This window comes from Mesorhizobium sp. B1-1-8 (assembly GCF_006442795.2).
Lineage (GTDB): Bacteria > Pseudomonadota > Alphaproteobacteria > Rhizobiales > Rhizobiaceae > Mesorhizobium.
In genome coordinates this window covers 2,780,826-2,800,893 of the sequence record NZ_CP083956.1, presented here as the reverse complement: position 1 = coordinate 2,800,893, position 20,068 = coordinate 2,780,826, and the positions used below count along the sequence as shown (strand labels likewise).

The following is a 20,068-nucleotide window of genomic DNA, read 5'->3' as shown; positions in this document are numbered from 1 at the left end:
TTATTCCGCCGCCTGCTTGAAGCCGCTCTTGGCCAGCGCCGAGCATTCGGCCATCACGGCCGACGCCCGCGCGATCGGGTTGGTTAGATAGAAGTCCTTTACCGGCGAGGTGAAGGCGCCCTTGTTCAGCCGCCCGCCGAGCTTCGCCGCTCTGGCGACATCGTCGGCGCTGCCGGCGGCGACCTGGTCGATGCGGGCAAGATGTGGATATTCGCCATAGAGCTTGGCGCGCAGCTGCGGCAGCGAATCGAACGGCAGCTTCTTGCCGAGCACGTCCGACAGCGCCCTCAGGATCGCCCAGTCCTCGCGCGCCTCGCCCGGCGCGAAACCGGCGCGGTTCGTCTGCTGCACGCGGCCTTCGGTATTGATATAGGTGCCGGATTTTTCGGTGTAGGCGGCGCCCGGCAGGATGACGTTGGCGCGGTGCGCGCCGGCATCGCCATGCGTGCCGATATAGACGACGAAGGCGCCGCCGGTCCTGGCCATGTCGATCTCGTCGGCGCCGAGCAGGAAGAGCAGATCTGTCTGGCCCAGCATGCCGGCGACGTTCTTGCCGCCCTCGCCCGGCACGAAGCCGACATCTAGGCCGCCGACCCTGGCCGCTGCGTTGTGGAGCACGGCAAAGCCGTTCCAGTCGGCCGTGACCGCATTGACGGCGGCCGCCAGCCTTGCCGCCTGGCCGAGCACCGCCGCGCCATCGGTGCGCGCCAGCGCGCCCTGGCCGACGATGATCAGCGGATGCGTCGCCTTGCTCAGCACTTCGAAGAACTTGCCGTTGCCGTCGGCAAGGTCCTTCAGCGATTCCGGACCGGCGCCGAGCAACTCGTAGTCGTAGCGCGTGTCGCCGACATCGCCGATGACGCCGACCGGCAGATTGCCGACGCGCCAGCGCTTGCGGATACGGGCATTGAGCACCGAGGCCTCGAAACGCGGATTGGCGCCGATGATCAGCACCGCGTCGGCCTGTTCGATGCCTTCGATGGTCGGATTGAAGATGTAGCTGGCGCGGCCGAGCGACGGATCGAGCGCTGCGCCGTCCTGGCGGCAGTCGATGTTCTTCGAGCCGAGCGCGCCCATCAGGAGCTTCAGCGCATAGATCTCCTCGACCGCCGCGAGGTCGCCGGCAATGGCGCCGATCCGCTCGGGCGCGGTCTTGCCCACCTCGTCCTTGATCGCCGCGAAGGCCTCGGCCCAGCTTGCCGGGACAAGCTTGCCGTTCTTGCGCACATAGGGGCGGTCGAGACGCTGCGTGCGCAGGCCGTCCCAGATGAAGCGGGTTTTGTCCGAAATCCACTCCTCGTTCACCGCCTCGTTGACGCGCGGCAGGATGCGCATCACCTCGCGGCCTCGGCTATCGACGCGGATCGCCGAGCCGACGGCATCCATGACGTCGATCGATTCGGTCTTGGTCAGTTCCCAGGGCCGCGCCTGGAAGGCGAACGGCTTCGAGGTCAATGCGCCGACCGGGCAGAGGTCGATGACGTTGCCCTGCAGCTCCGACGTCATCGCCTCCTCAAGATAGGTGGTGATCTCGGCATCCTCGCCGCGGCCGATCAGTCCAAGCTCGGAAATACCGGCGACCTCGGTGGTGAAGCGGACGCAGCGCGTGCAGTGGATGCAGCGGTTCATCACCGTCTTGACCAGCGGGCCGATATACTTGTCTTCGACCGCGCGCTTGTTCTCGTGATAGCGCGAGGAATCGACGCCGAACGCCATTGCCTGGTCCTGCAGGTCGCACTCACCGCCCTGGTCGCAGATCGGGCAATCCAGCGGATGGTTGATCAGCAGGAACTCCATCACGCCTTCGCGGGCCTTCTTAACCATCGGCGTGTTGGTGAAGATTTCCGGCGGCTCGCCGTTCGGGCCGGGGCGCAGGTCGCGCACGCCCATGGCGCAGGAGGCCTGCGGCTTGGGCGGCCCGCCCTTCACCTCGATCAGGCACATGCGGCAATTGCCGGCGATGGAAAGCCGCTCGTGGTAGCAGAAGCGTGGCACCTCCGCGCCGGCGTCCTCGGCCGCCTGCAGCAGCGTGTAATGGTCGGGTACCGTTATTTCTTTCCCGTCGACCTTGAGCTTTGCCATTCGCCTCAAACCCAATCTCAATTTCCGGGCGCGACCGAGGCCGCGCCCGGCATTTCATTCACTTCTTCTTCGCCGCGAGCGCCGCCGCCTGCCCGGTCCAGTCGTCACGGCCGATGCGGCCGGCGAGCGACAGATAATCCTCGACCCAGGCAATCTCTTCCGACGTCCAGGCCGCGATCTGGCGATAGGTCCAGATGCCGAGCCCGTTGAGCACCTTCTCGAGCTTCGGCCCGATGCCCGATATCGCCTTCAGGTCTGAAGGCCTTGCCGGCTTCGCGACAGCCTTGGGCTGCTTGAAATCTTCCGGCATCAGCCCGGTCGCGGCCGTTTGCGCAACCATGTCGGCGCCGGTCGAGTCATGCGCTTTCTCGGTGGCGTTCGCCGCAATGTCGGTCACGTCCCTGGCGAAGGTCTGCGCCTCGGCGATCAGCGTCTCCGTCGCCTTGCGGGCCTTGGACGAGTTATTGGCGGCTTCGGCCTGCGTCTCGAATTCTTCGAAGATCGGCTGGAACATACGTTGCGATGCTTCGAATGCGCCGGTGACCGCGCCCATCCAGACGCCGAAGGCCTGGTTGGCAAGACCGATGCCGAGCGCCGACATCGCCGCCGCGCCGGCGACCGGATGCGCCATCAGGTTGACGGCGCTGGCCATCTCCTTGGGCATCATCTTGGTCAGGTCCTGGTTCATCTTCTCGAATTGGTCCAAATCGGGCATCAGTGGGTAGGCTTTCGAATACGGCGCCATAGACATCTCCTGGTCGTTTCTTCGTGTGCCCCGCCCCTGCTTTTCGTCCCGGGCAATTGCCCGCATTCCAATTTCTATTCCGCAGCAACCATCACCGGTTCCACCCGGTGGGCGTTGCGCGAAAACTCGTCGATGCGCCGCTCCACCTCGCCGCGGAAGTGCCGCATCAGGCCCTGGATCGGCCAGGCCGCCGCGTCGCCCAGCGCGCAGATCGTGTGGCCCTCGACCTGCTTGGTGACATCGAGCAGCATGTCGATCTCGCGCTTTTGCGCCTCGCCGCGCACCAGCCGCTCCATCACCCGCCACATCCAGCCGGTGCCTTCGCGGCAAGGCGTGCACTGGCCGCAGCTCTCATGCTTGTAGAAGTAGGAAAGTCTCGCGATCGCCTTCACGATATCGGTCGACTTGTCCATGACGATGACAGCCGCGGTGCCGAGGCCGGATTTCAGGTCGCGCAGCGCGTCGAAATCCATCGGTGCGTCGATGATCTGGCCGGCCGGCACCAGCGGCACCGAGGCGCCGCCCGGGATCACGGCCAGCAGATTGTCCCAGCCGCCGCGAATGCCGCCGCAATGCGTCTCGATCAACTCGCGGAACGGGATCGACATCGCCTCTTCGACGGTGCACGGATTGTTGACGTGGCCGGAGACGCAGAACAGCTTGGTGCCGGCATTGTTCGGCCGGCCGAAGGACGAGAACCAGGCCGCGCCGCGCCGCAGGATGGTCGGCGCCACCGCGATCGATTCGACATTGTTGACCGTGGTCGGGCAGCCATAAAGGCCGACATTGGCCGGGAACGGCGGCTTCAGCCTGGGCTGGCCCTTCTTGCCTTCGAGGCTTTCGAGCAGCGCCGTCTCCTCGCCGCAGATATAGGCGCCGGCGCCATGGTGCATATAGATATCGAAATCGTAGCCGGAGGTGTTGCCCTTGCCGATCAGCCTGGCTTCATAGGCCTCGTCGATGGCGCGCTGCAGCGCCTCGCGCTCGCGGATGAACTCGCCGCGCACGTAGATATAGGCGGCGATCGCGCCCATGGCGAAGCCGGCGACCAGGGCGCCTTCGACCAGCGTGTGCGGATCGTTGCGCAGGATGTCGCGGTCCTTGCAGGTGCCGGGCTCGGATTCATCGGCATTGATGACGAGATAGCTCGGGCGGCCGTCGCTCTGCTTGGGCATGAACGACCATTTCAGGCCGGTCGGGAAGCCGGCGCCGCCGCGGCCGCGCAGGCCGCTGGCCTTCATCTCGTTGACGATCCAGTCGCGTCCCTTGGCGATGAGGCCAGGGGTATCGTCCCAGGCGCCGCGCGATTGCGCTCCCGCCAGCGACTTGTCGAACAGGCCGTAGATGTTGGTGAAGATGCGGTCTTTGTCCTGCAGCATCATTCGTTCCTCAGACCGGCTTCTTGCCGAAGACGCGGATGTATTCCTCGACACCGCCCTTGGCGAGCGCCTTGGCCTGGTTCACCCAGTCGTCGCGCTCAATGCGGCCGCGGAAATTGAGATAGCCGTCGACCCATTCGCGCTCGGCCTTCTTCCAGGAGGCGACCTGCGCGAAGGTGTAGATGCCGAGCGAATGCAAGATACCTTCGATCTTCGGACCGACGCCGGAGATCAGCTTGAGATCGTCGACCGCTGACGGCCGCTCGATGCCCGCCGGCCGGTTCTCGTCATCAAGCGATGGCCTTGCCGTCTTGGCGGCAGGCTGCTTGGTTTCCGGCGACTTGAACGCGGCGGCCGGTTCGGCCTTGTTCTTCGGCCCGCTGCGCGGCTTCGAAACCGCCTCGACTTCCGGAGAAGCCTGGTTGGCGTTCGCTGCCGAGTGGCGCGGTGGCCTGACGCTGGCCGCCTTCTCTGTGGCCGGCGAAACCTTGACCGGCGACGGAGTCGTCAATGCCGGGCTGGTTTCCGGCGCATCGGTCTTGGGCTTGCTGGATTTCGACGGCCCGACCGGGCCGGAAGGTACCGGCGCGGCAGGCGCCTGCGACACGACAGCAGCGGGTACAGCAGCCGGCGCGGCCGCGGCAGCTGCCTCCTTGGCCGCCTTCGCCGCCGCCTTGGCTTCCTTGTCGCGGGTCGACTTCAGGATCGCCTTCTCGCTCTTCAGCGTCGTCAGGCCGGAAGCCGGCTCGGAGCCGGTGCGCCCGTTCTGCGGGCCCGGCTTGACCTCGGCGCCCTTGCCGGCCTCGTAGAGATCGATGATCTCGGCCAGCCGTTCCGGCGTCAGGTCCTCGAACGTGTCCTTGAAGATCATCACCATCGGCGCGTTGACGCAGGCGCCGAGGCACTCGACCTCTTCCCACGACAGCGTGCCATCGGCGTTGGTGTGAAACTGGTCGTGATGGATCTTCGAACGGCAGACGTCCATCAGCGCTTCGGAGCCGCGCAGCATGCAGGGCGTGGTGCCGCAGACCTGGATATGGGCGCGCGTGCCGACAGGATTGAGCTGGTATTGCGTGTAGAAGGTCGCCACCTCGAGCCCGCGGATGCGCGGCATTTCAAGCATGTCGCAGATCGTCTCGATCGCCGCCTTGGTGACCCAGCCTTCCTGCTCCTGCGCCAGCATCAGCAGCGGAATGATCGCCGACTGCTCGCGGCCTTTCGGATATTTGGCAATCCATTGCTGAGCCGCCGCCGCATTCGTCTCGTTGAAGGCGAAGGAGGCTGGCTGGAGGCGGGCTTCTGCGAGGCGGCGGACTGACATTTTAGCGATCGACCTCACCAAACACGATGTCGAGGGAGCCAAGCACGGCGGTTACGTCGGCCAGCATGTGGCCGCGGCAGAGGAAATCCATGGCCTGCAGGTGTGCGAAGCCGGGCGCGCGCAGCTTGCAGCGATAGGGCTTGTTGGTGCCGTCCGAGACCATGTAGACGCCGAATTCGCCCTTCGGCGCCTCGACCGCCGCATAGACCTCGCCGGCCGGCACGCGGTAGCCCTCGGTATAAAGCTTGAAATGGTGGATGAGCGCTTCCATCGAACGCTTCATCGCCGCGCGCTTCGGCGGCACCACCTTGCCGTCGAGGTTGGACACCGGTCCGCTGCTGTCGGCGCCGAGCAGGCGATCGACGCACTGGCGCATGATCTTGGCCGACTGGCGCATCTCTTCCATGCGCACCAGATAGCGGTCGTAGCAATCGCCGTTCTTGCCGATCGGAATGTCGAAATCCATCTCGGAGTAGCATTCATAAGGCTGCGATTTGCGCAGATCCCACGCAGCGCCCGAGCCGCGCACCATCACGCCCGAAAAACCCCAGGCCCAGGCATCGGCCAGCGACACCGTGCCGATATCGACATTGCGCTGCTTGAAGATGCGGTTGGGCGTGAGCAGCGCGTCGAGGTCGTCGATCGACTTCAGGAACGGATCGATCCACTTGCCGATGTCCTCGATCAGCTTCTGCGGCAGGTCCTGGTGCACGCCGCCCGGCCGGAAATAGGCCGCATGCATGCGCGATCCCGAGGCGCGCTCGTAAAAGACCATCAGTTTCTCGCGCTCGACGAATCCCCACAGCGGCGGCGTCAGCGCGCCGATGTCCAGCGCCTGCGTCGTCACATTGAGGATGTGCGACATGATGCGGCCGATCTCGGCGTAGAGCACGCGGATCAGCTGCCCGCGTTTCGGCACCTCGATGCCGAGCAGCCGCTCAGCGGCGAGCGCGAAGGCATGCTCCTGGTTCATCGGCGCACAATAGTCGAGCCTGTCGAGATAGGGCACGGCCTGCAGATAGGTCTTGTGCTCGATCAGCTTTTCGGTGCCGCGGTGGAGCAGTCCGATATGCGGATCGACGCGGTCGACCACTTCGCCGTCCAACTCCAGCACCAGGCGCAAAACGCCATGCGCCGCCGGGTGTTGAGGTCCGAAATTGATGTTGAAATTGCGGACGGAAGTTTCAGCCATTCTGGCGCCTCTGGCGAAGAGTCAGTAGTGAGTAGTGAGTAGTGATCATCAATCTCAAAACCTACTTATTCCGCCTGTTTTGCCTGCACTGTCCTGATAAGAGATCGCATCATTTTCCCAATCTCTTCGCATCTCAGCAGCAGTTCAGTCTCGTTGCCTCTTTCCAGCATACCGACACGGCATGCCAGCAATATATGCGTTTCCAGTTCCTTCAACGAACCCTGCGCCATGCGCAGAAATTGAACGAACGAACCTCTGTTCTCACGACCATACCCCTCAGCAATATTGGCGGCGATAGACACCGCCGAGCGGCGCATCTGGGAGGTCATTCCATAGATCTCGTCCCTCGGAAAACCTTTGGTGACGCGATAACAATCTTCGGCAAGAACCATCGCCGATTGCCACACCATCAGGTCGCGATAAGATTCGATCCGCTTTTCCAATTCCTTCCCTACTGACTACTCACTACTTCCCTACTCACTGTTTCGCCTTTTCATCCCCCGGCAGCACGTAATCCGTACCCTCCCAGGGGGAAAGAAAATCGAAGTTTCTGAATTCCTGGTTCAACTCCACCGGCTCGTAGATGACCCGCTTGGCCTCGTCGTCGTAGCGCACCTCGACGAAGCCGGTCAGCGGGAAATCCTTGCGCAACGGGTGACCGTCGAAGCCGTAGTCGGTCAGGATGCGGCGCAGGTCCGGATGGCCGGAGAACAGCACGCCATAGAGATCGTAGGTCTCGCGCTCGAACCAGTCGGCGCCCGGATAGACGGCCGTCAGCGATGGCACCAGCGTCTCCTCGTCGGCCTGGACCTTCAGCCGGATGCGCACGTTCTGCTTCGGCGATAACAGGTGATAGACGACGTCGAAGCGCTTGGCGCGGGACGGATAGTCGGCGCCGCAGATGTCGATGATCGAGATGAACTGGCAACGCGGATCGTCACGCAGGAAGGTCGCCACCTCGATCAGGTTGCCCGGCTCGACGGAAACCGTCAGCTCGCCATAGGCGAGCACCGCCTCGCCGACGCGGCCGGTAAGCTTCTCGCCGAGATAGGTGGAGAGTTCATTAAACGCCTGAGTCATCGGCTTACCGTTCGATCGTGCCGGTGCGGCGGATCTTCTTCTGCAACAGAAGAATGCCGTAGAGCAGCGCTTCGGCGCTCGGCGGGCAGCCGGGGACGTAGATGTCGACCGGCACGATGCGGTCGCAGCCGCGCACCACCGAATAGGAATAGTGGTAATAGCCGCCGCCATTGGCGCAGGAACCCATCGAGATGACGTAGCGCGGCTCCGGCATCTGGTCGTAGACCTTGCGCAGCGCCGGCGCCATCTTGTTGGTCAGCGTGCCGGCGACGATCATGATGTCGGACTGGCGCGGCGAGGCGCGCGGCGCGACGCCGAAACGCTCGGAGTCATAACGCGGCATCGAGGTGTGGATCATCTCGACCGCGCAGCAAGCGAGGCCGAAGGTCATGAACATCAGCGAACCGCTGCGCGCCCAGGTGATCAGCGCTTCGGTCGAGGTGACGAGAAAGCCCTTGTCGGCCAGCTCATTGTTGATTTCGAGAAAGAAGGGATCATCCTCCCCCACCGGCCGGCCGGTGTTGGGATCGATGATGCCCTTGGGCTTCGGCGCGACGAGGGTGCCTGAACTGTCGTTCAATCCCATTCCAGCGCTCCTTTTTTCCATTCATAGGCAAAGCCGATGGTCAGCACAGCCAAAAACACCATCATCGACCAGAAACCGAGCATGCCGACCTTGGAGAAGGACACCGCCCAGGGGAACAGGAAGGCGACTTCGAGATCGAAGATGATGAACAGGATCGACACAAGGTAGAAGCGGATGTCGAACTTCATGCGGGCGTCGTCGAACGAATTGAAGCCGCATTCATACGCAGACAGCTTTTCCGGGTCGGGATTCTGGTAGGCGACCAGAAACGGCGCGATGATCAGCGCCAAACCGACGACCAGCGCCACGGCGATGAACAGGACGATGGGCAGATACGAACTCAGGAGTGCGCTCATGCAGCGGCTTTCCCTTGGCGGCCAATCAACGTTGATTACAGCAACCAACCCTATTGCGGAAGCGTGACAGATTTACCGCTGAACCGTTTTAGGGCGCCTATGCTGCAACGCGGCGAGGGTTAGCGCAGCGGTTTCGGCGAAGCAAGTCAAACCTTGTTCAATTCGCGGCCCTGGACGCCATATCGGAACAAACTGGTCCGATCCGCTCCTGTTTGATTTCCTTCATGTTTTACTCCACTTTTTCTCCTGACACATATCCTGCCACTGGCCTGCTAGCATGGCCGGAATCATCGGCCAGGAATTCGAGTAAAACGATCGGGCAAGGCGTTTTGATGAAGGAAAAAATCTCGCTCGCCATGGCCAGGCGCATAGCGCTTGGCGCGCAGGGTTTCACCGATCCGCGGCCGTCCGGCACGCCCGATCGCCGCCATCTCGCCCGCGTGCTCTCCCGCACCGGCCTATTGCAGATCGATTCCGTCAGCGCGGTGGTGCGCGCTCACTACATGCCGCTCTATTCGCGACTCGGCCCCTACCCGCTTTCGCTGCTTGACAGCGCAGCCGTCAACCGCAAGCGCACGGTTTTCGAATATTGGGCGCATGAGGCTTCGTTCCTGCCGGTCGAGACTTATCCGCTGCTGCGCTGGCGCATGCAGCGCGCCGAGCAAGGCGACGAGATGTATCTCGGTCTGGCCAAATGGGGCCGCGAGCGGACCGGACTGATCAAGGATATCTATGACCAGGTCGCCGAGCGCGGGCCGATCGCCGCCTCCGGCATAGAGGGCCACAAGGGCAATGGCGGCTGGTGGGGCTGGAGCGAGGCCAAGCACGCTTTCGAATGGCTGTTCTGGGCCGGGCGCATCACCACCGCCTATCGGCGCGGCTTCGAACGCTACTACGACCTTCCGGAACGCGTTCTGCCGCAGGCGGTCCTCGACTTGCCGGTGCCGGCGGCCGAGGATGCGCATCGCGAATTGCTGCGCATTTCCGCCCGCGCCCACGGCATAGCGACGGCAGGCGACCTGCGCGATTATTTCCGCCTGTCGCCCGCCGACATGAAAGGCCGGCTGGAGGAACTGGTCGAGACGGGCGAGTTGCTGCCGGTGCGCGTCGAGGGCTGGGACAAGCCGGCTTACCTTCATAGGGATGCCCGCCTGCCACGAAAAATCGAGGCGCGCGCCCTGCTCGCCCCGTTCGACCCGGTGGTCTTCGAACGCTCGCGCACAGAAAGGCTGTTCGATTTCCGCTATCGCATCGAGATCTACACGCCGGCCGAAAAACGCCAATACGGCTATTATGTGCTGCCGTTCCTGCTCGGCGACCGGATCGTCGGGCGCATCGACCTCAAGGCCGACCGTCCGGCCGGTGTGTTGCGCGTCCATGCCGCCTATACTGAGCCCGGCGCCCCGCCGGAGACAGTCGCCCAGCTCTTCGAGGAACTGAAGCAGATGCAGGGCTGGCTTGGCCTGGAGCGCATCGAGGTGACTCCGGCTGGCGATCTCGGGCCGGCGCTGGCCGACATCGCCGCGTCGTAACCGCGCGTTGACACGCCTACACCCGTAAGCCTAAATCCGGTGCAGACGGTCTCCTCTCGGCAAAGGGAGGAGCCAAGAGGGAATGCGGTGCGGGACAAAATCCCAAATCCGCGGCTGTCCCCGCAACTGTGAGCGAAGAGCCAAGGCCGAAAGCCACTGGGATATTCCCGGGAAGGCGGCTACCAAGGCGATGACCCGCGAGCCAGGAGACCTGCCGTCTGCGACATAAGAATCCGATCGCCCGGCGGGTTACCGGGCAAGGAGCCTGATTTTTGGACCAAGACAGCAGTTTTTCGGCTGGCACAGCGGACAATGCGTCCGGCGATAGCGATGTCTTGGCCGGCGTCACCGTCATCGTCTGCGTCTCCTGCCGCGACGAAACCGGTTCCGACGCGCACCCCCGCGCCGGCGCGCTGCTGGCCGAAGACGCCCGGCGGGCCGCGGCTCCCGAAAACATTTGCATCCGTACCGTCGAATGCCTCGGCAATTGCAAGCGCCGCCTCAGTGCCGCGATCCTGCGCGACGGCTGCTGGAGCTATGTCTTCGGCGACCTGGAGACGACCAGCGGCGCCGACCTCGTCGCCGGCGCAAAGCTTTTCGCCACCTCCACCGACGGTCTCATCCCTTGGCGCGGCCGGCCCGATTGCCTGAAGCGCGGCCTTGTTGCCCGCATTCCTCCCCTCGACATGCTGAAGGACTGATCATGAACGCTTCCGTTTCGCGCGTCCCCTGCACCGTCGTCACCGGCTTTCTCGGCGCCGGCAAGACGACGCTGATCCGCAACCTGCTTGAGAACGCCAAGGGCAAGCGGCTGGCGATTATCGTCAACGAATTCGGCGACATCGGCATCGACGGCGAGATCCTGAAGGGCTGCGGCATCGACAGCTGCCCGGAGGAGAACATCGTCGAGCTCGCCAATGGCTGCATCTGCTGCACCGTCGCCGACGATTTCGTTCCGGCGCTCGACCAGATCCTGTCGCGCACGCCCAAGGTCGACCACATCCTGATCGAGACCTCCGGCCTGGCTTTGCCAAAGCCGCTTGTGCAGGCCTTCCAGTGGCCGAGCGTAAAAAGCCGCGTCACGGTGGACGGCGTCATCGCCGTGGTCGACGGGCCGGCGCTGGCCGAGGGCCGCGTTGCCTCCGACATGGAGGCGCTGCAGGCGCAGCGCGCGCAGGACGAAAGCCTCGACCATGACGATCCGGTCGAGGAAGTGTTCGAGGACCAGATCGCCTGCGCCGACCTGATCATCCTGTCGAAGAGCGATTTGATGGATGCGGCGGGCTCGGCGCGCGCCAACGCCGCCATCGGCGAGCATATCGCGCGGGCGGTCAAGGTCGTGCCCACCGCGCAGGGCAAGGTCGATCCGTCGGTGCTGCTCGGCCTCGGGCTTGCGGTCGAGGATGATATCGAGAACCGCAAGACCCATCACGATGACGAGCTCGACCACGAGCACGACGACTTTGACTCTTTCGTCATCGATATCCCGTCGATCGCCAATCCGGACGAACTGGCCAGGCGCGTCGCCACGGCGGCCGAGCAGGAAAACGTCTTGCGGGTGAAGGGTTTCGTCGAAGTCGGCGGCAAGCCGATGCGGCTGCTGCTGCAGGCCGTCGGGCCGCGCGTCAACCACTATTACGACCGCGCCTGGACGGCCGAAGACAACCGCCGCTCGCGCCTCGTCGTCATTGGCCTGAAGGGGCTGAACCGTCCGGCGATCGAGCGTATCCTCGCCGGCTGAGGTCAACACGAAAAGCGATGCATATCCTCACCACGACCTCCGCCTCGCTCGACGATCTCGCCGAGCCGATCGATCTCAGGCAGACACCTGCGGATGTCGTGGCCCTGTCCTTCACCGACAGTGATCTCGCCGGACTGGCGGCGGCATGGAAGGCGGATGCGGAGCGCCTGCCATCGATGCGGCTCGCAGCGCTTCGTGACCTGCGCCATCCGATGTCCGTCGACCTCTGGGTCGACAGCGTCGCCAAGCATGCCAGGGTCATCCTCGTGCGCATCCTCGGCGGCTACGACTGGTGGCGCTATGGCTGCGACCAGTTGGCAGCGGTTGCGCGCGAGCGAGGCATCAAGCTGGCGCTGCTGCCGGGCGAGAGTCACGACGAGGATCAGCGCCTGATCGAAGCCTCGACGCTGCCGCGCGAGGAGCTTGATGCGTTGCTCGGTTATTTTCGTGAGGGCGGGCCGGCCAATATGAACGCGCTGGTGCAAAGGCTGGCACGGCTGGCGGGGTCGGATGCGGCCGTGGCTGAGCCGGTCAGTGTGCCGAAGGCTGGGTTTTACGTGCCAGGATTTGGCGTCGTGGAGCGCGGCGTCCCCCTCCCCCTTGACGGGAGGATCCGGCCGCAGGCCGGGGGTGGGGTCCTCTGCGAAACGCGCCAACGCCCTGAAGTGCGGCGACAGGATGAAGGATCCAGCCCGGTCGTCCCGACCCCACCCGGCCCTGCGGGCCACCCTCCCCTCGAGGGGGAGGGGAACGTCGCGCCCATCATCCCCATCCTCTTCTACCGCTCGATGCTGCTGGCGGCAGACGTAGCGCCGATCGACGCTCTCGTGGAAGCGTTGAAGCTGCAAGGTCTCACCCCGGTACCGATCTTCGTTTCCAGTCTGAAAGATCCGACGTCGCTCGCCTTCGTCGAAACCGCACTCGCAACATTGAACCCCGCCGCCATCGTCACCGCCACAGCCTTTGCCTCCGGCGCCGAGCCTGGTACAGAAACTCTGTTCGACCGTGCCGGCGTGCCCGTCTTCCAGGTCATTGTCGCGACGACCAGGCGCGAGGTGTGGGAGAAGAACCAGCGCGGCCTGGCGCCGGCCGACCTTGCCATGCATGTCGTGCTGCCGGAGCTCGACGGCCGCATCCTCGCCGGCGCCGTGTCCTTCAAAGGCGAAATCGAAACCGATCCGGCGCTGGCCTTCCGCGCGTTCGCCAACCGGCCGGAACCGGATCGCGTCGCGCAGGTCGCCGCCCGCATCGCGGCTTTCATCCGGCTGCAGCGGGCGAAGCGGGCTGAGCGCAAGCTGGCCATCCTGATCCCGGATTACCCGAGCGCCCCCGGCCGCACCGGTTATGCCGTCGGCCTCGATGTGCCTTCAAGCGTGCTGGCGATGCTGCACGACCTGAGGGAACAGGGTTATGCGGTTGAAGGGATTCCGCAATCGCCAAGGGAATTGCTGGATGCGCTGGAGCGAAGTGGCGAAGGGCTCGGATTGGAGGCGTATCTGAAATTCTCCAGGGATCTGTCGGCTGAGGCGGTGGCTGCCGTCGACGCGGCCTGGGGAAAGATGGACGAGATAAGTCTGCGCGAGGCCCCCCTCTCTGTCCTACCGGACATCTCCCCCTCAGGGGGGGAGATTGGCAGTTCCGCCGCCGGCTCCTCCCGTAAAACGCTGAAAATTGGCGAAAGCCGAGGTGAAGGAATAATCTCCCCCCTTGAGGGGGAGATGTCCGGCAGGACAGAGAGGGGGGCGCCAGAACGCCTACCTTCGCAGGCAAGCCCCCACTTCCCCTTCCGTGCCGCCACCTTCGGCAACGTCACCGTGGCGCTTGCCCCCGATCGCGGCCGCTCTGCCGATCGCCGCGCCGACTACCACGACCCGACGCTGCCGCCCCGTCACGAGCTGATCGCTTTCGGCCTCTGGTTGCAAAAATCGCTCGGCGTCCATGCCATCGTCCATGTTGGCGCGCATGGCACGCTGGAATGGCTGCCGGGCAAGACGGTTGCGCTCTCCGAAAACTGTTTTCCCGAGATCGTCACCGGCCCGCTGCCGGTTATCTATCCCTTCATCGTCTCCAACCCCGGCGAGGCGGCGCAGGCCAAGCGGCGCATCGCCGCCGTCACGCTCGGCCATTTGCCGCCACCGCTGACCGGCGCCGGCCTCGACGAAGCGCAGCAACGGCTGGAACGGCTTGTAGATGAATATGCGCAAGCCGACGGGCTCGACCGGCGCCGCCGCGACCGACTTGCGAAGCTGATCGTCGAAACGGCGCAGAAGACAGGCCTCGCTTCTGAAGCCGGCGTTGCCGGCACCGATGCGCCCGACGAGGCGCTGCGCCGCATCGACGCCTGGCTCTGCGACCTGAAAGATTTCGCCGTCAAGGACGGGCTGCATGTCTACGGCCGCGTGCCGGAAGACGAAACCGATCCGCTGCGCCGGCAAAGCGCCGAAGCCGAAAAATCGGCCCTGCTCGCCGCCCTCGACGGCCGCCACATCAAGGCAAGCCCCGCCGGTGCGCCGGCGCGCGGCCGGTCCGACGTGCTGCCTACGGGGCGCAACCTCTTCACTTCCGATCCGCGCACCATGCCGACGCCAACAGCCTACGATCTTGGCCAGGCGGCAGCGGAAGAAGTGGTGCGCAGCTATATGCAGGCGCATGGCGACTGGCCGCGATCGCTGGTCATCGACCTTTGGGGCTCGGCTTCGCTGCGCACCGGCGGCGAGGAGATCGCGCAAGGCCTGGCGCTGATGGGCTGCCGGCCGCAGTGGGATAGCGCGACCGGCCGCGTCACCGGCATCGAGGTGCTGCCGCCGGCGACGCTCGACCGCCCGCGCGTCGACGTCACCTGGCGCATTTCCGGCCTGTTCCGCGACATGTTCCCGACCCAGATCGCCCTTATCGATGCGGCCGCAAACGCCGTTGCCGCGCGCGACGAGGACGATTCCGAAAATCCGCTTGCAGCAGCGACCCGTGCCGAGGGCAAGATCGCCCCGCGCATTTTCGGCACCTCGCCCGGCACCTATGGCGCCGGTGTCGAGGACCTGCTGTCGCGCGGCGAATGGGGCGCGCGCGAAGAGATCGGCCGCGCCTATCTCGACGCCACCTCGCATGCCTATGGCGGCGCCGACGGCGAAGCGATCTCGGCGCCCGGCGCCTTCGAAGGCCGCATCGCCGAAGCCGACCTTCTCGTCCACACCGGCGACGATCCGGGCCGCGACATCCTCGAAGGCTCGGCCGACGTCGCCTTCATCGGCGGGTTTTCGGCCGCCCTTGCCGCGCTCGGCAGGAATGCCGACGTCATCGTGCTTGATACCACCGACCCGAAAAAGCCGAAGCCGCGCTCGGTCGGCGAGGCGGTGACCCGCGTGGTGCGCGCCCGCGCCGTCAATCCCCGCTTCATCGCCGGCCAGATGCGCCACGGCCCGCGCGGCGCCTCGGAATTCGCCGAGACGGTCGACCGCCTGGTCGGCTTCGCCGAGACCACGAATGCCATTTCGGGAACGCTGATCGAGGCGGTTCACGATGCTTACGTCGGCGATCCGGAGGTTCGCGCCTTCATCCTGCGCGAGAACCCGGCGGCGGCGAAGGTCATCGCCGAGCGGTTTCAGTCGGCGCGGCGGCGCGGATTGTGGCATCCGCTTAGGAATTCGATCGATGACGATCTCGCGGCGCTGATCGCCGAGGCCCAGGCAAGCGGGGTGGCGGCATGAACACCTTCTCCCGCCGCGGCGCCTGCCCTGCCCTGAGCGCCCCGATGCAAACCGGCGACGGCTTGCTGGTGCGGCTCAACCCGGTCGCTGGAGGACTTGTCCCGAAATTGCTGATCGGACTCTGTGAATCCGCTTTGCGCCACGGCAACGGCATCATGGAAGTGACGGCGCGCGGCAGCCTGCAGATCCGTGGTTTGACGGCGGACAGCGCGCGGCTGCTGGCGGCGGAGGTGGATGCGCTTGGCATTGCAGTGCGCAGCGGCGTGCCGGTCGAAGTCGGGCCGCTGGCGGGAATCGATCCGCAGGAAATTGCCGATCCGCGGCCCCTGGCAGAGCGGATAAGCGCAGCAATCGAGGAAGCTGGGCTGACGCCGCGGTTGGGGCCGAAGGTGTCGGTGGTTGTCGATGGCGGTGGGCAGTTGGCGATGGACGCGGTGACGGCAGATGTGAGGCTGAGGGCAGTAAGGGCCGATGCGGGCGTCCAGTGGAGTGTGTCGGTTGCTGGCGACGCACGAAGTGCGAAGCCGCTCGTGACCGTCGATGAAAATGCGGCGCGCAGCATTGCCGTCGCGGCTCTTAGGATGGTCGCTGAAAAAGGGCGCGAGGCGCATACGAGAGACCTGTCGGAGCGGCAGCTGGCCTCGCTCGCAGGTTGGCACTCTGTCGCCCCCCTCTCTGTCCTGCCGGACATCTCCCCCTCAAGGGGGGAGATTGGCAGTTCCGCCGCCGGCCCCCCCCGTAAAACGTTGAGAATTGGCGAAAGCCGAGGTGAAGGAATAATCTCCCCCCCTGAGGGGGAGATGTCCGGCAGGACAGAGAGGGGGGCGCAGGAACGCCAGCCTGTGGGAAGTCCCATTGGCTTATTCAACCTGGACAACGGCTACGCCCTCGGCATCGCCCTTCCCTTCGGAAGCATGCCCGCTCAAAACCTCATCGATCTCGCCAGCCAAGCCTCACACCTCGGCGTCACCGAAATCCGCCTAGCCCCCGGCCGCGCCCTGCTTTTCCTCGGCCTCACCCCATCCGCCTGCGCCTCGCTGCAAGCCTTTGCCGCCACCCTCGGCTTCGTCACCGCCCCCGCCGATCCGCGCACCAGTATCGCCGCCTGCCCCGGCGCTCCTGCCTGCGCCTCCGGCCGCATCGCCGCCCGCGCTATCGCCGAGACCATCGCTTCGCAAAACGCCGACCTCTTCGATGCCTCTCTCACCCTCCACATTTCCGGCTGTGCCAAGGGCTGCGCGCACCCCGGCGCGGCGGCGCTCACTTTGGTCGGCGACGAAAACGGAGCCGGACTTGTCGTGGACGGGACGGCGAAGGCACTTCCTGCCGGATACAGGCCGGGCTATGACGCCGCGCGCGGCATCGGCGGCATCCTTGCCGCGGTGCGCGGGCAAAGACATCCCGGCGAAACCGCCGCGGCCTGCCTGGCAAGGCTTGGCGCGGCCGGCGCCGCCGAAATCTATCGACAGGACTAATGAATGGCCGCCTACGACTACATCCATGACGGCACGGCGATTTACGAACGCTCCTTCGCCATCATCCGCGCCGAGGCCGACCTGTCGTGCTTTTCCGAGGCCGAGGCAGATGTCGCCATCCGCATGATCCACGCCTGCGGTCAGGTCGAAGCGGCCCGAAATTTCGTCTTCTCGCCCGATTTCGTGGCCGCCGCCCGCGCGGCTCTCGCCGCCGGCGCGCCGATCTTCTGCGATGCCGAAATGGTCTCGCACGGCGTCACCCGCGCCCGTCTGCCCGCCGGCAACGAGGTGATCTGCACGCTGCGCGACCCGCGCACGCACGACATCGCCAGGGAAATCGGCAACACGCGCTCGGCCGCCGCCATCGATCTCTGGGGCGAGCGCATCGCCGGCTCTATCGTCGCTATCGGCAACGCGCCAACCGCCCTCTTCTATCTGCTGGAAAAACTGCGCGACGGCGCGCCGAAGCCGGCGGCTATCATCGGCATGCCGGTCGGCTTCGTCGGCGCCGCCGAATCGAAGGACGCGCTGGCGCAAAATTCCTATGGCGTGCCTTACGCCATCGTGCGCGGCAGGCTGGGCGGCAGCGCCATGACCGCCGCCGCGCTCAATGCACTGGCGAGGCCGGGCCTATGAACGCGCCGGTCAAAGGACGGTTGGTCGGCGTCGGCACCGGCCCCGGCGATCCGGAGCTTTTGACGCTGAAGGCAGCGCGGGCGCTGGCCGAGGCCGATGTCGTGGCCTATTTCGCCAAGCGCGGCAACAACAGCAATGCGCGCGCCATCGTCGAGGCGCGCTTCAGGCCGGACATGCTGGAGCTGCCGCTGCTCTATCCGGTGACGACCGAGATCGACAAGGATCACGACGATTACCGCGCGCAGATTGCCGACTTCTACGAGCAGTCGGCGGAACAGGTCGCCCGGCATCTCGATGCCGGCAGGATAGTGGCCGTCCTGTCGGAAGGCGATCCCCTCTTCTACGGCTCCTACATGCACCTGCATGTGCGGCTGGCGCATCGTTTTTCTACCGAAGTCATTCCCGGCGTCACCGCCATGTCCGGCTGCTGGTCGGCGACCGGCCTGCCGATCGTCCAGGGCGACGATGTGCTTACCGTGCTGCCGGGCACGATGAGCGAGTTCGAATTGACACGACGCCTCGCCGATACCGATGCCGCCGTCATCATGAAGGTCGGCCGTAACCTGCCAAAAATTCGCCGCGCGCTGGAGGCGACCGGCAAGCTGACGAAAGCCGTCTATGTCGAGCGCGGCACCATGCCGGGCAGCGTCTCGATGCGGCTTGCCGAAAAGCCGGACGATAAGGCCCCTTATTTCGCCATCGTGCTGGTGGCCGGCTGGTCCGGCCGGCCCGGAGCCAAGCTATGAGCGGCCGTCTGACCGTCATCGGCCTTGGACCCGGCAATGCCGATCAGGTCACGCCGGAAGCAAGCCGCGCAGTAGCGGAAGCCGAATTCTTCTACGGCTACAAGCCCTATCTCGATCGGCTTGAGCTTCGCCCGGATCAGACCCGCGTCGCCTCCGACAATCGCGAGGAGTTGGCACGGTCCAAAGATGCCCTGATGAAAGCCGCTGAAGGCCATAACGTTGCCGTCGTCTCCGGCGGCGATCCCGGTGTCTTCGCCATGGCAGCGGCCGTCTGTGAGGCGATCGAAGCCGGTCCAGCCGAATGGCGAGCCATCGACCTCGACATCGTGCCCGGCGTCACCGCCATGCTTGCCGTCGCCGCCCGCATTGGCGCGCCGCTCGGCCACGATTTTTGCGCCATCTCGCTGTCCGACAATCTGAAGCCGTGGGAGCTGATCGAATTGCGGCTGCTGGCGGCGGCCGGCGCCGGATTCGTCATCGCGCTCTACAACCCGATCAGCAAGGCGCGCCCTTGGCAGCTCAGCCGCGCCTTCGAATGCCTCGCCGCCATCCTGCCCGGCACCACGCCGGTCATCTTCGGCCGCGCCGCCGGGCGGCCCGACGAGCGCATCGAGGTCCACCTGCTGGCGGATGTCGATGCGCAAAAAGCCGACATGGCCACCTGCATCATCATCGGATCGCCCGAGACCCGTATCATCCGGCGCGGTGACAAGCCGTCGCTGGTTTACACGCCGCGCTCGGCGGCGGGCTCCAGGGCATGATCGACTTTTGCCGCCAGTTGATCGACGGTTTCGGCCGACGGGACGGCCGGCAAAGACGGCCGGCGGACCATGATCACCTCGATGCCGAGCGCCCGCGCCGCCGCGATCTTACCGTAGCTTGCCGCGCCGCCGCTGTTCTTCGACACGACGGCATCAATGCCATGCTCTTCGAGCAGCGCACGCTCGTCGGCTTCCGGAAACGGACCGCGCGCCAGCAGATAGATCGCATCCGGCAGTGCCAACTTCGGCTCGACCGGATCGACGCTGCGGATGAGATAGCGGTGCTGCGGAGCCGCCTCGAAGGCGCCGGCCTCCTGCCTGCCGATCGCCAGGAAGACTTTGCGGGGTGCATTGCCGAGCGCCCTCACCGCTTCCACCACATTTTCCACGAGCGTCCAACGATCGCCCGCGGCAGGCTCCCAGGCGGGGCGTCGCAGAGCAAGGATCGGCAGGCCGGTTCGCGTGGCCGCTTCGGCAGCATTCGCCGAGATGCGCGCCGCGTAGGGATGCGTGGCGTCGATCAGCAGATCGATGCCCGCCTCCTTGAGATACACCGCCAGCCCGTCGGCACCGCCGAAGCCGCCGCTGCGGATAGGCACACCTTGCGCAACCGGGCTTTCAGTGCGGCCGGCCAGCGACAGCGTGATTGCGGAATTGGGGCGCATGGCGAGCTTTGCCGCCAGTTGCCGGGCTTCCGTGGTTCCGCCGAGGATCAGGATACGGTGCGTCATC

The 20,068-nt window shown here is 65.2% G+C and carries 18 protein-coding genes and 1 riboswitch; of the genes, 8 read left to right on the top strand and 10 right to left on the bottom strand.

Going from position 1 to position 20,068, the window contains the following annotated elements; all coding sequences use genetic code 11:
- The 9 genes from nuoG to FJ974_RS13585 form a co-directional block, all read right to left on the bottom strand.
- Positions 1 to 2,082, bottom strand: a complete 2,082-nt coding sequence (gene nuoG / locus FJ974_RS13625; protein WP_140530645.1) for an NADH-quinone oxidoreductase subunit NuoG — start codon at positions 2,080 to 2,082, stop codon at positions 1 to 3.
- A 58-nt stretch (positions 2,083 to 2,140) separates the two neighbouring features.
- Positions 2,141 to 2,827 (bottom strand): NADH-ubiquinone dehydrogenase, encoded by a 687-nt coding sequence (locus FJ974_RS13620; RefSeq protein WP_140530642.1) that lies wholly within the window; start codon positions 2,825 to 2,827, stop codon positions 2,141 to 2,143.
- A 74-nt stretch (positions 2,828 to 2,901) separates the two neighbouring features.
- Positions 2,902 to 4,206, bottom strand: coding sequence for an NADH-quinone oxidoreductase subunit NuoF (gene nuoF / locus FJ974_RS13615; protein WP_140530640.1), 1,305 nt, complete (start codon positions 4,204 to 4,206; stop codon positions 2,902 to 2,904).
- Positions 4,207 to 4,216: 10 nt separating this feature from the next.
- Positions 4,217 to 5,527 carry an NADH-quinone oxidoreductase subunit E gene (locus FJ974_RS13610; protein WP_140530637.1) on the bottom strand — a complete coding sequence of 437 codons (1,311 nt, stop codon included), beginning with the start codon at positions 5,525 to 5,527 and terminating at the stop codon, positions 4,217 to 4,219.
- 1 nt (position 5,528) lies between these two features.
- Positions 5,529 to 6,719, bottom strand: a complete 1,191-nt coding sequence (locus FJ974_RS13605) for an NADH-quinone oxidoreductase subunit D (RefSeq protein ID WP_140530635.1) — start codon at positions 6,717 to 6,719, stop codon at positions 5,529 to 5,531.
- 65 nt (positions 6,720 to 6,784) lie between these two features.
- Positions 6,785 to 7,111 carry a four helix bundle protein gene (locus FJ974_RS13600; RefSeq protein WP_413468354.1) on the bottom strand — a complete coding sequence of 109 codons (327 nt, stop codon included), beginning with the start codon at positions 7,109 to 7,111 and terminating at the stop codon, positions 6,785 to 6,787.
- A gap of 85 nt (positions 7,112 to 7,196) precedes the next feature.
- Positions 7,197 to 7,799 (bottom strand): NADH-quinone oxidoreductase subunit C, encoded by a 603-nt coding sequence (locus FJ974_RS13595; RefSeq protein WP_140530629.1) that lies wholly within the window; start codon positions 7,797 to 7,799, stop codon positions 7,197 to 7,199.
- 4 nt (positions 7,800 to 7,803) lie between these two features.
- Positions 7,804 to 8,385, bottom strand: coding sequence for a NuoB/complex I 20 kDa subunit family protein (locus FJ974_RS13590; RefSeq protein ID WP_013531090.1), 582 nt, complete (start codon positions 8,383 to 8,385; stop codon positions 7,804 to 7,806).
- Entirely contained in the window at positions 8,376 to 8,741 is a 366-nt protein-coding gene (locus FJ974_RS13585; protein WP_140530626.1) for an NADH-quinone oxidoreductase subunit A, read from the bottom strand. Before FJ974_RS13585 ends, FJ974_RS13590 begins: the two co-directional genes overlap by 10 nt.
- A 332-nt stretch (positions 8,742 to 9,073) precedes the next feature.
- Between FJ974_RS13585 and FJ974_RS13580 the strand changes: the two genes are divergently transcribed.
- From FJ974_RS13580 to FJ974_RS13545, 8 genes are all read left to right on the top strand, one after another.
- Positions 9,074 to 10,273: a winged helix-turn-helix domain-containing protein gene (locus tag FJ974_RS13580; protein ID WP_140530623.1), complete on the top strand. Its 1,200-nt coding sequence runs from the start codon at positions 9,074 to 9,076 to the stop codon at positions 10,271 to 10,273.
- Between the two features lie 29 nt (positions 10,274 to 10,302).
- A riboswitch (cobalamin riboswitch) is annotated at positions 10,303 to 10,507 on the top strand.
- Positions 10,508 to 10,545: 38 nt separating this feature from the next.
- Complete coding sequence (locus FJ974_RS13575) at positions 10,546 to 10,974, top strand: DUF1636 family protein (protein WP_140530620.1); 429 nt, start codon at positions 10,546 to 10,548, stop codon at positions 10,972 to 10,974.
- A gap of 2 nt (positions 10,975 to 10,976) precedes the next feature.
- Entirely contained in the window at positions 10,977 to 12,014 is a 1,038-nt protein-coding gene (cobW, locus tag FJ974_RS13570; RefSeq protein WP_140530617.1) for a cobalamin biosynthesis protein CobW, read from the top strand.
- 17 nt (positions 12,015 to 12,031) lie between these two features.
- Positions 12,032 to 15,718, top strand: a complete 3,687-nt coding sequence (locus FJ974_RS13565; RefSeq protein ID WP_226891594.1) for a cobaltochelatase subunit CobN — start codon at positions 12,032 to 12,034, stop codon at positions 15,716 to 15,718.
- Positions 15,715 to 17,193, top strand: a complete 1,479-nt coding sequence (cobG, locus tag FJ974_RS13560) for a precorrin-3B synthase (RefSeq protein WP_140530611.1) — start codon at positions 15,715 to 15,717, stop codon at positions 17,191 to 17,193. Before FJ974_RS13565 ends, cobG begins: the two co-directional genes overlap by 4 nt.
- Positions 17,194 to 17,196: 3 nt before the next feature.
- Positions 17,197 to 17,829: a precorrin-8X methylmutase gene (locus tag FJ974_RS13555; protein ID WP_140530608.1), complete on the top strand. Its 633-nt coding sequence runs from the start codon at positions 17,197 to 17,199 to the stop codon at positions 17,827 to 17,829.
- Positions 17,826 to 18,575 (top strand): precorrin-2 C(20)-methyltransferase, encoded by a 750-nt coding sequence (locus FJ974_RS13550; protein ID WP_140530605.1) that lies wholly within the window; start codon positions 17,826 to 17,828, stop codon positions 18,573 to 18,575. Before FJ974_RS13555 ends, FJ974_RS13550 begins: the two co-directional genes overlap by 4 nt.
- Positions 18,572 to 19,336, top strand: coding sequence for a precorrin-3B C(17)-methyltransferase (locus tag FJ974_RS13545; protein WP_140530602.1), 765 nt, complete (start codon positions 18,572 to 18,574; stop codon positions 19,334 to 19,336). Before FJ974_RS13550 ends, FJ974_RS13545 begins: the two co-directional genes overlap by 4 nt.
- Here the strand turns inward: FJ974_RS13545 and FJ974_RS13540 are convergent.
- The gene (locus tag FJ974_RS13540) at positions 19,300 to 20,067 is read right to left on the bottom strand and encodes a cobalt-precorrin-6A reductase (protein ID WP_140530599.1); all 768 of its coding nucleotides are present in this window, start codon (positions 20,065 to 20,067) and stop codon (positions 19,300 to 19,302) included. The genes FJ974_RS13545 and FJ974_RS13540 overlap by 37 nt on opposite strands.
- Position 20,068: the final 1 nt, after the last annotated feature.

What these genes read in the sequence shown, in the direction of transcription:
- nuoG (WP_140530645.1), bottom strand. Translation starts at nt 2,082, where the DNA reads ATGGCAAAGCTCAAGGTCGACGGGAAAGAAATAACGGTACCCGACCAT.
- FJ974_RS13620 (WP_140530642.1), bottom strand. Translation starts at nt 2,827, where the DNA reads ATGGCGCCGTATTCGAAAGCCTACCCACTGATGCCCGATTTGGACCAA.
- nuoF (WP_140530640.1), bottom strand. Translation starts at nt 4,206, where the DNA reads ATGCTGCAGGACAAAGACCGCATCTTCACCAACATCTACGGCCTGTTC.
- FJ974_RS13610 (WP_140530637.1), bottom strand. Translation starts at nt 5,527, where the DNA reads ATGTCAGTCCGCCGCCTCGCAGAAGCCCGCCTCCAGCCAGCCTCCTTC.
- FJ974_RS13605 (WP_140530635.1), bottom strand. Translation starts at nt 6,719, where the DNA reads ATGGCTGAAACTTCCGTCCGCAATTTCAACATCAATTTCGGACCTCAA.
- FJ974_RS13600 (WP_413468354.1), bottom strand. Translation starts at nt 7,111, where the DNA reads ATGGTTCTTGCCGAAGATTGTTATCGCGTCACCAAAGGTTTTCCGAGG.
- FJ974_RS13595 (WP_140530629.1), bottom strand. Translation starts at nt 7,799, where the DNA reads ATGACTCAGGCGTTTAATGAACTCTCCACCTATCTCGGCGAGAAGCTT.
- FJ974_RS13590 (WP_013531090.1), bottom strand. Translation starts at nt 8,385, where the DNA reads ATGGGATTGAACGACAGTTCAGGCACCCTCGTCGCGCCGAAGCCCAAG.
- FJ974_RS13585 (WP_140530626.1), bottom strand. Translation starts at nt 8,741, where the DNA reads ATGAGCGCACTCCTGAGTTCGTATCTGCCCATCGTCCTGTTCATCGCC.
- FJ974_RS13580 (WP_140530623.1), top strand. Translation starts at nt 9,074, where the DNA reads ATGAAGGAAAAAATCTCGCTCGCCATGGCCAGGCGCATAGCGCTTGGC.
- cobW (WP_140530617.1), top strand. Translation starts at nt 10,977, where the DNA reads ATGAACGCTTCCGTTTCGCGCGTCCCCTGCACCGTCGTCACCGGCTTT.
- FJ974_RS13565 (WP_226891594.1), top strand. Translation starts at nt 12,032, where the DNA reads ATGCATATCCTCACCACGACCTCCGCCTCGCTCGACGATCTCGCCGAG.
- cobG (WP_140530611.1), top strand. Translation starts at nt 15,715, where the DNA reads ATGAACACCTTCTCCCGCCGCGGCGCCTGCCCTGCCCTGAGCGCCCCG.
- FJ974_RS13555 (WP_140530608.1), top strand. Translation starts at nt 17,197, where the DNA reads ATGGCCGCCTACGACTACATCCATGACGGCACGGCGATTTACGAACGC.
- FJ974_RS13550 (WP_140530605.1), top strand. Translation starts at nt 17,826, where the DNA reads ATGAACGCGCCGGTCAAAGGACGGTTGGTCGGCGTCGGCACCGGCCCC.
- FJ974_RS13545 (WP_140530602.1), top strand. Translation starts at nt 18,572, where the DNA reads ATGAGCGGCCGTCTGACCGTCATCGGCCTTGGACCCGGCAATGCCGAT.
- FJ974_RS13540 (WP_140530599.1), bottom strand. Translation starts at nt 20,067, where the DNA reads ATGACGCACCGTATCCTGATCCTCGGCGGAACCACGGAAGCCCGGCAA.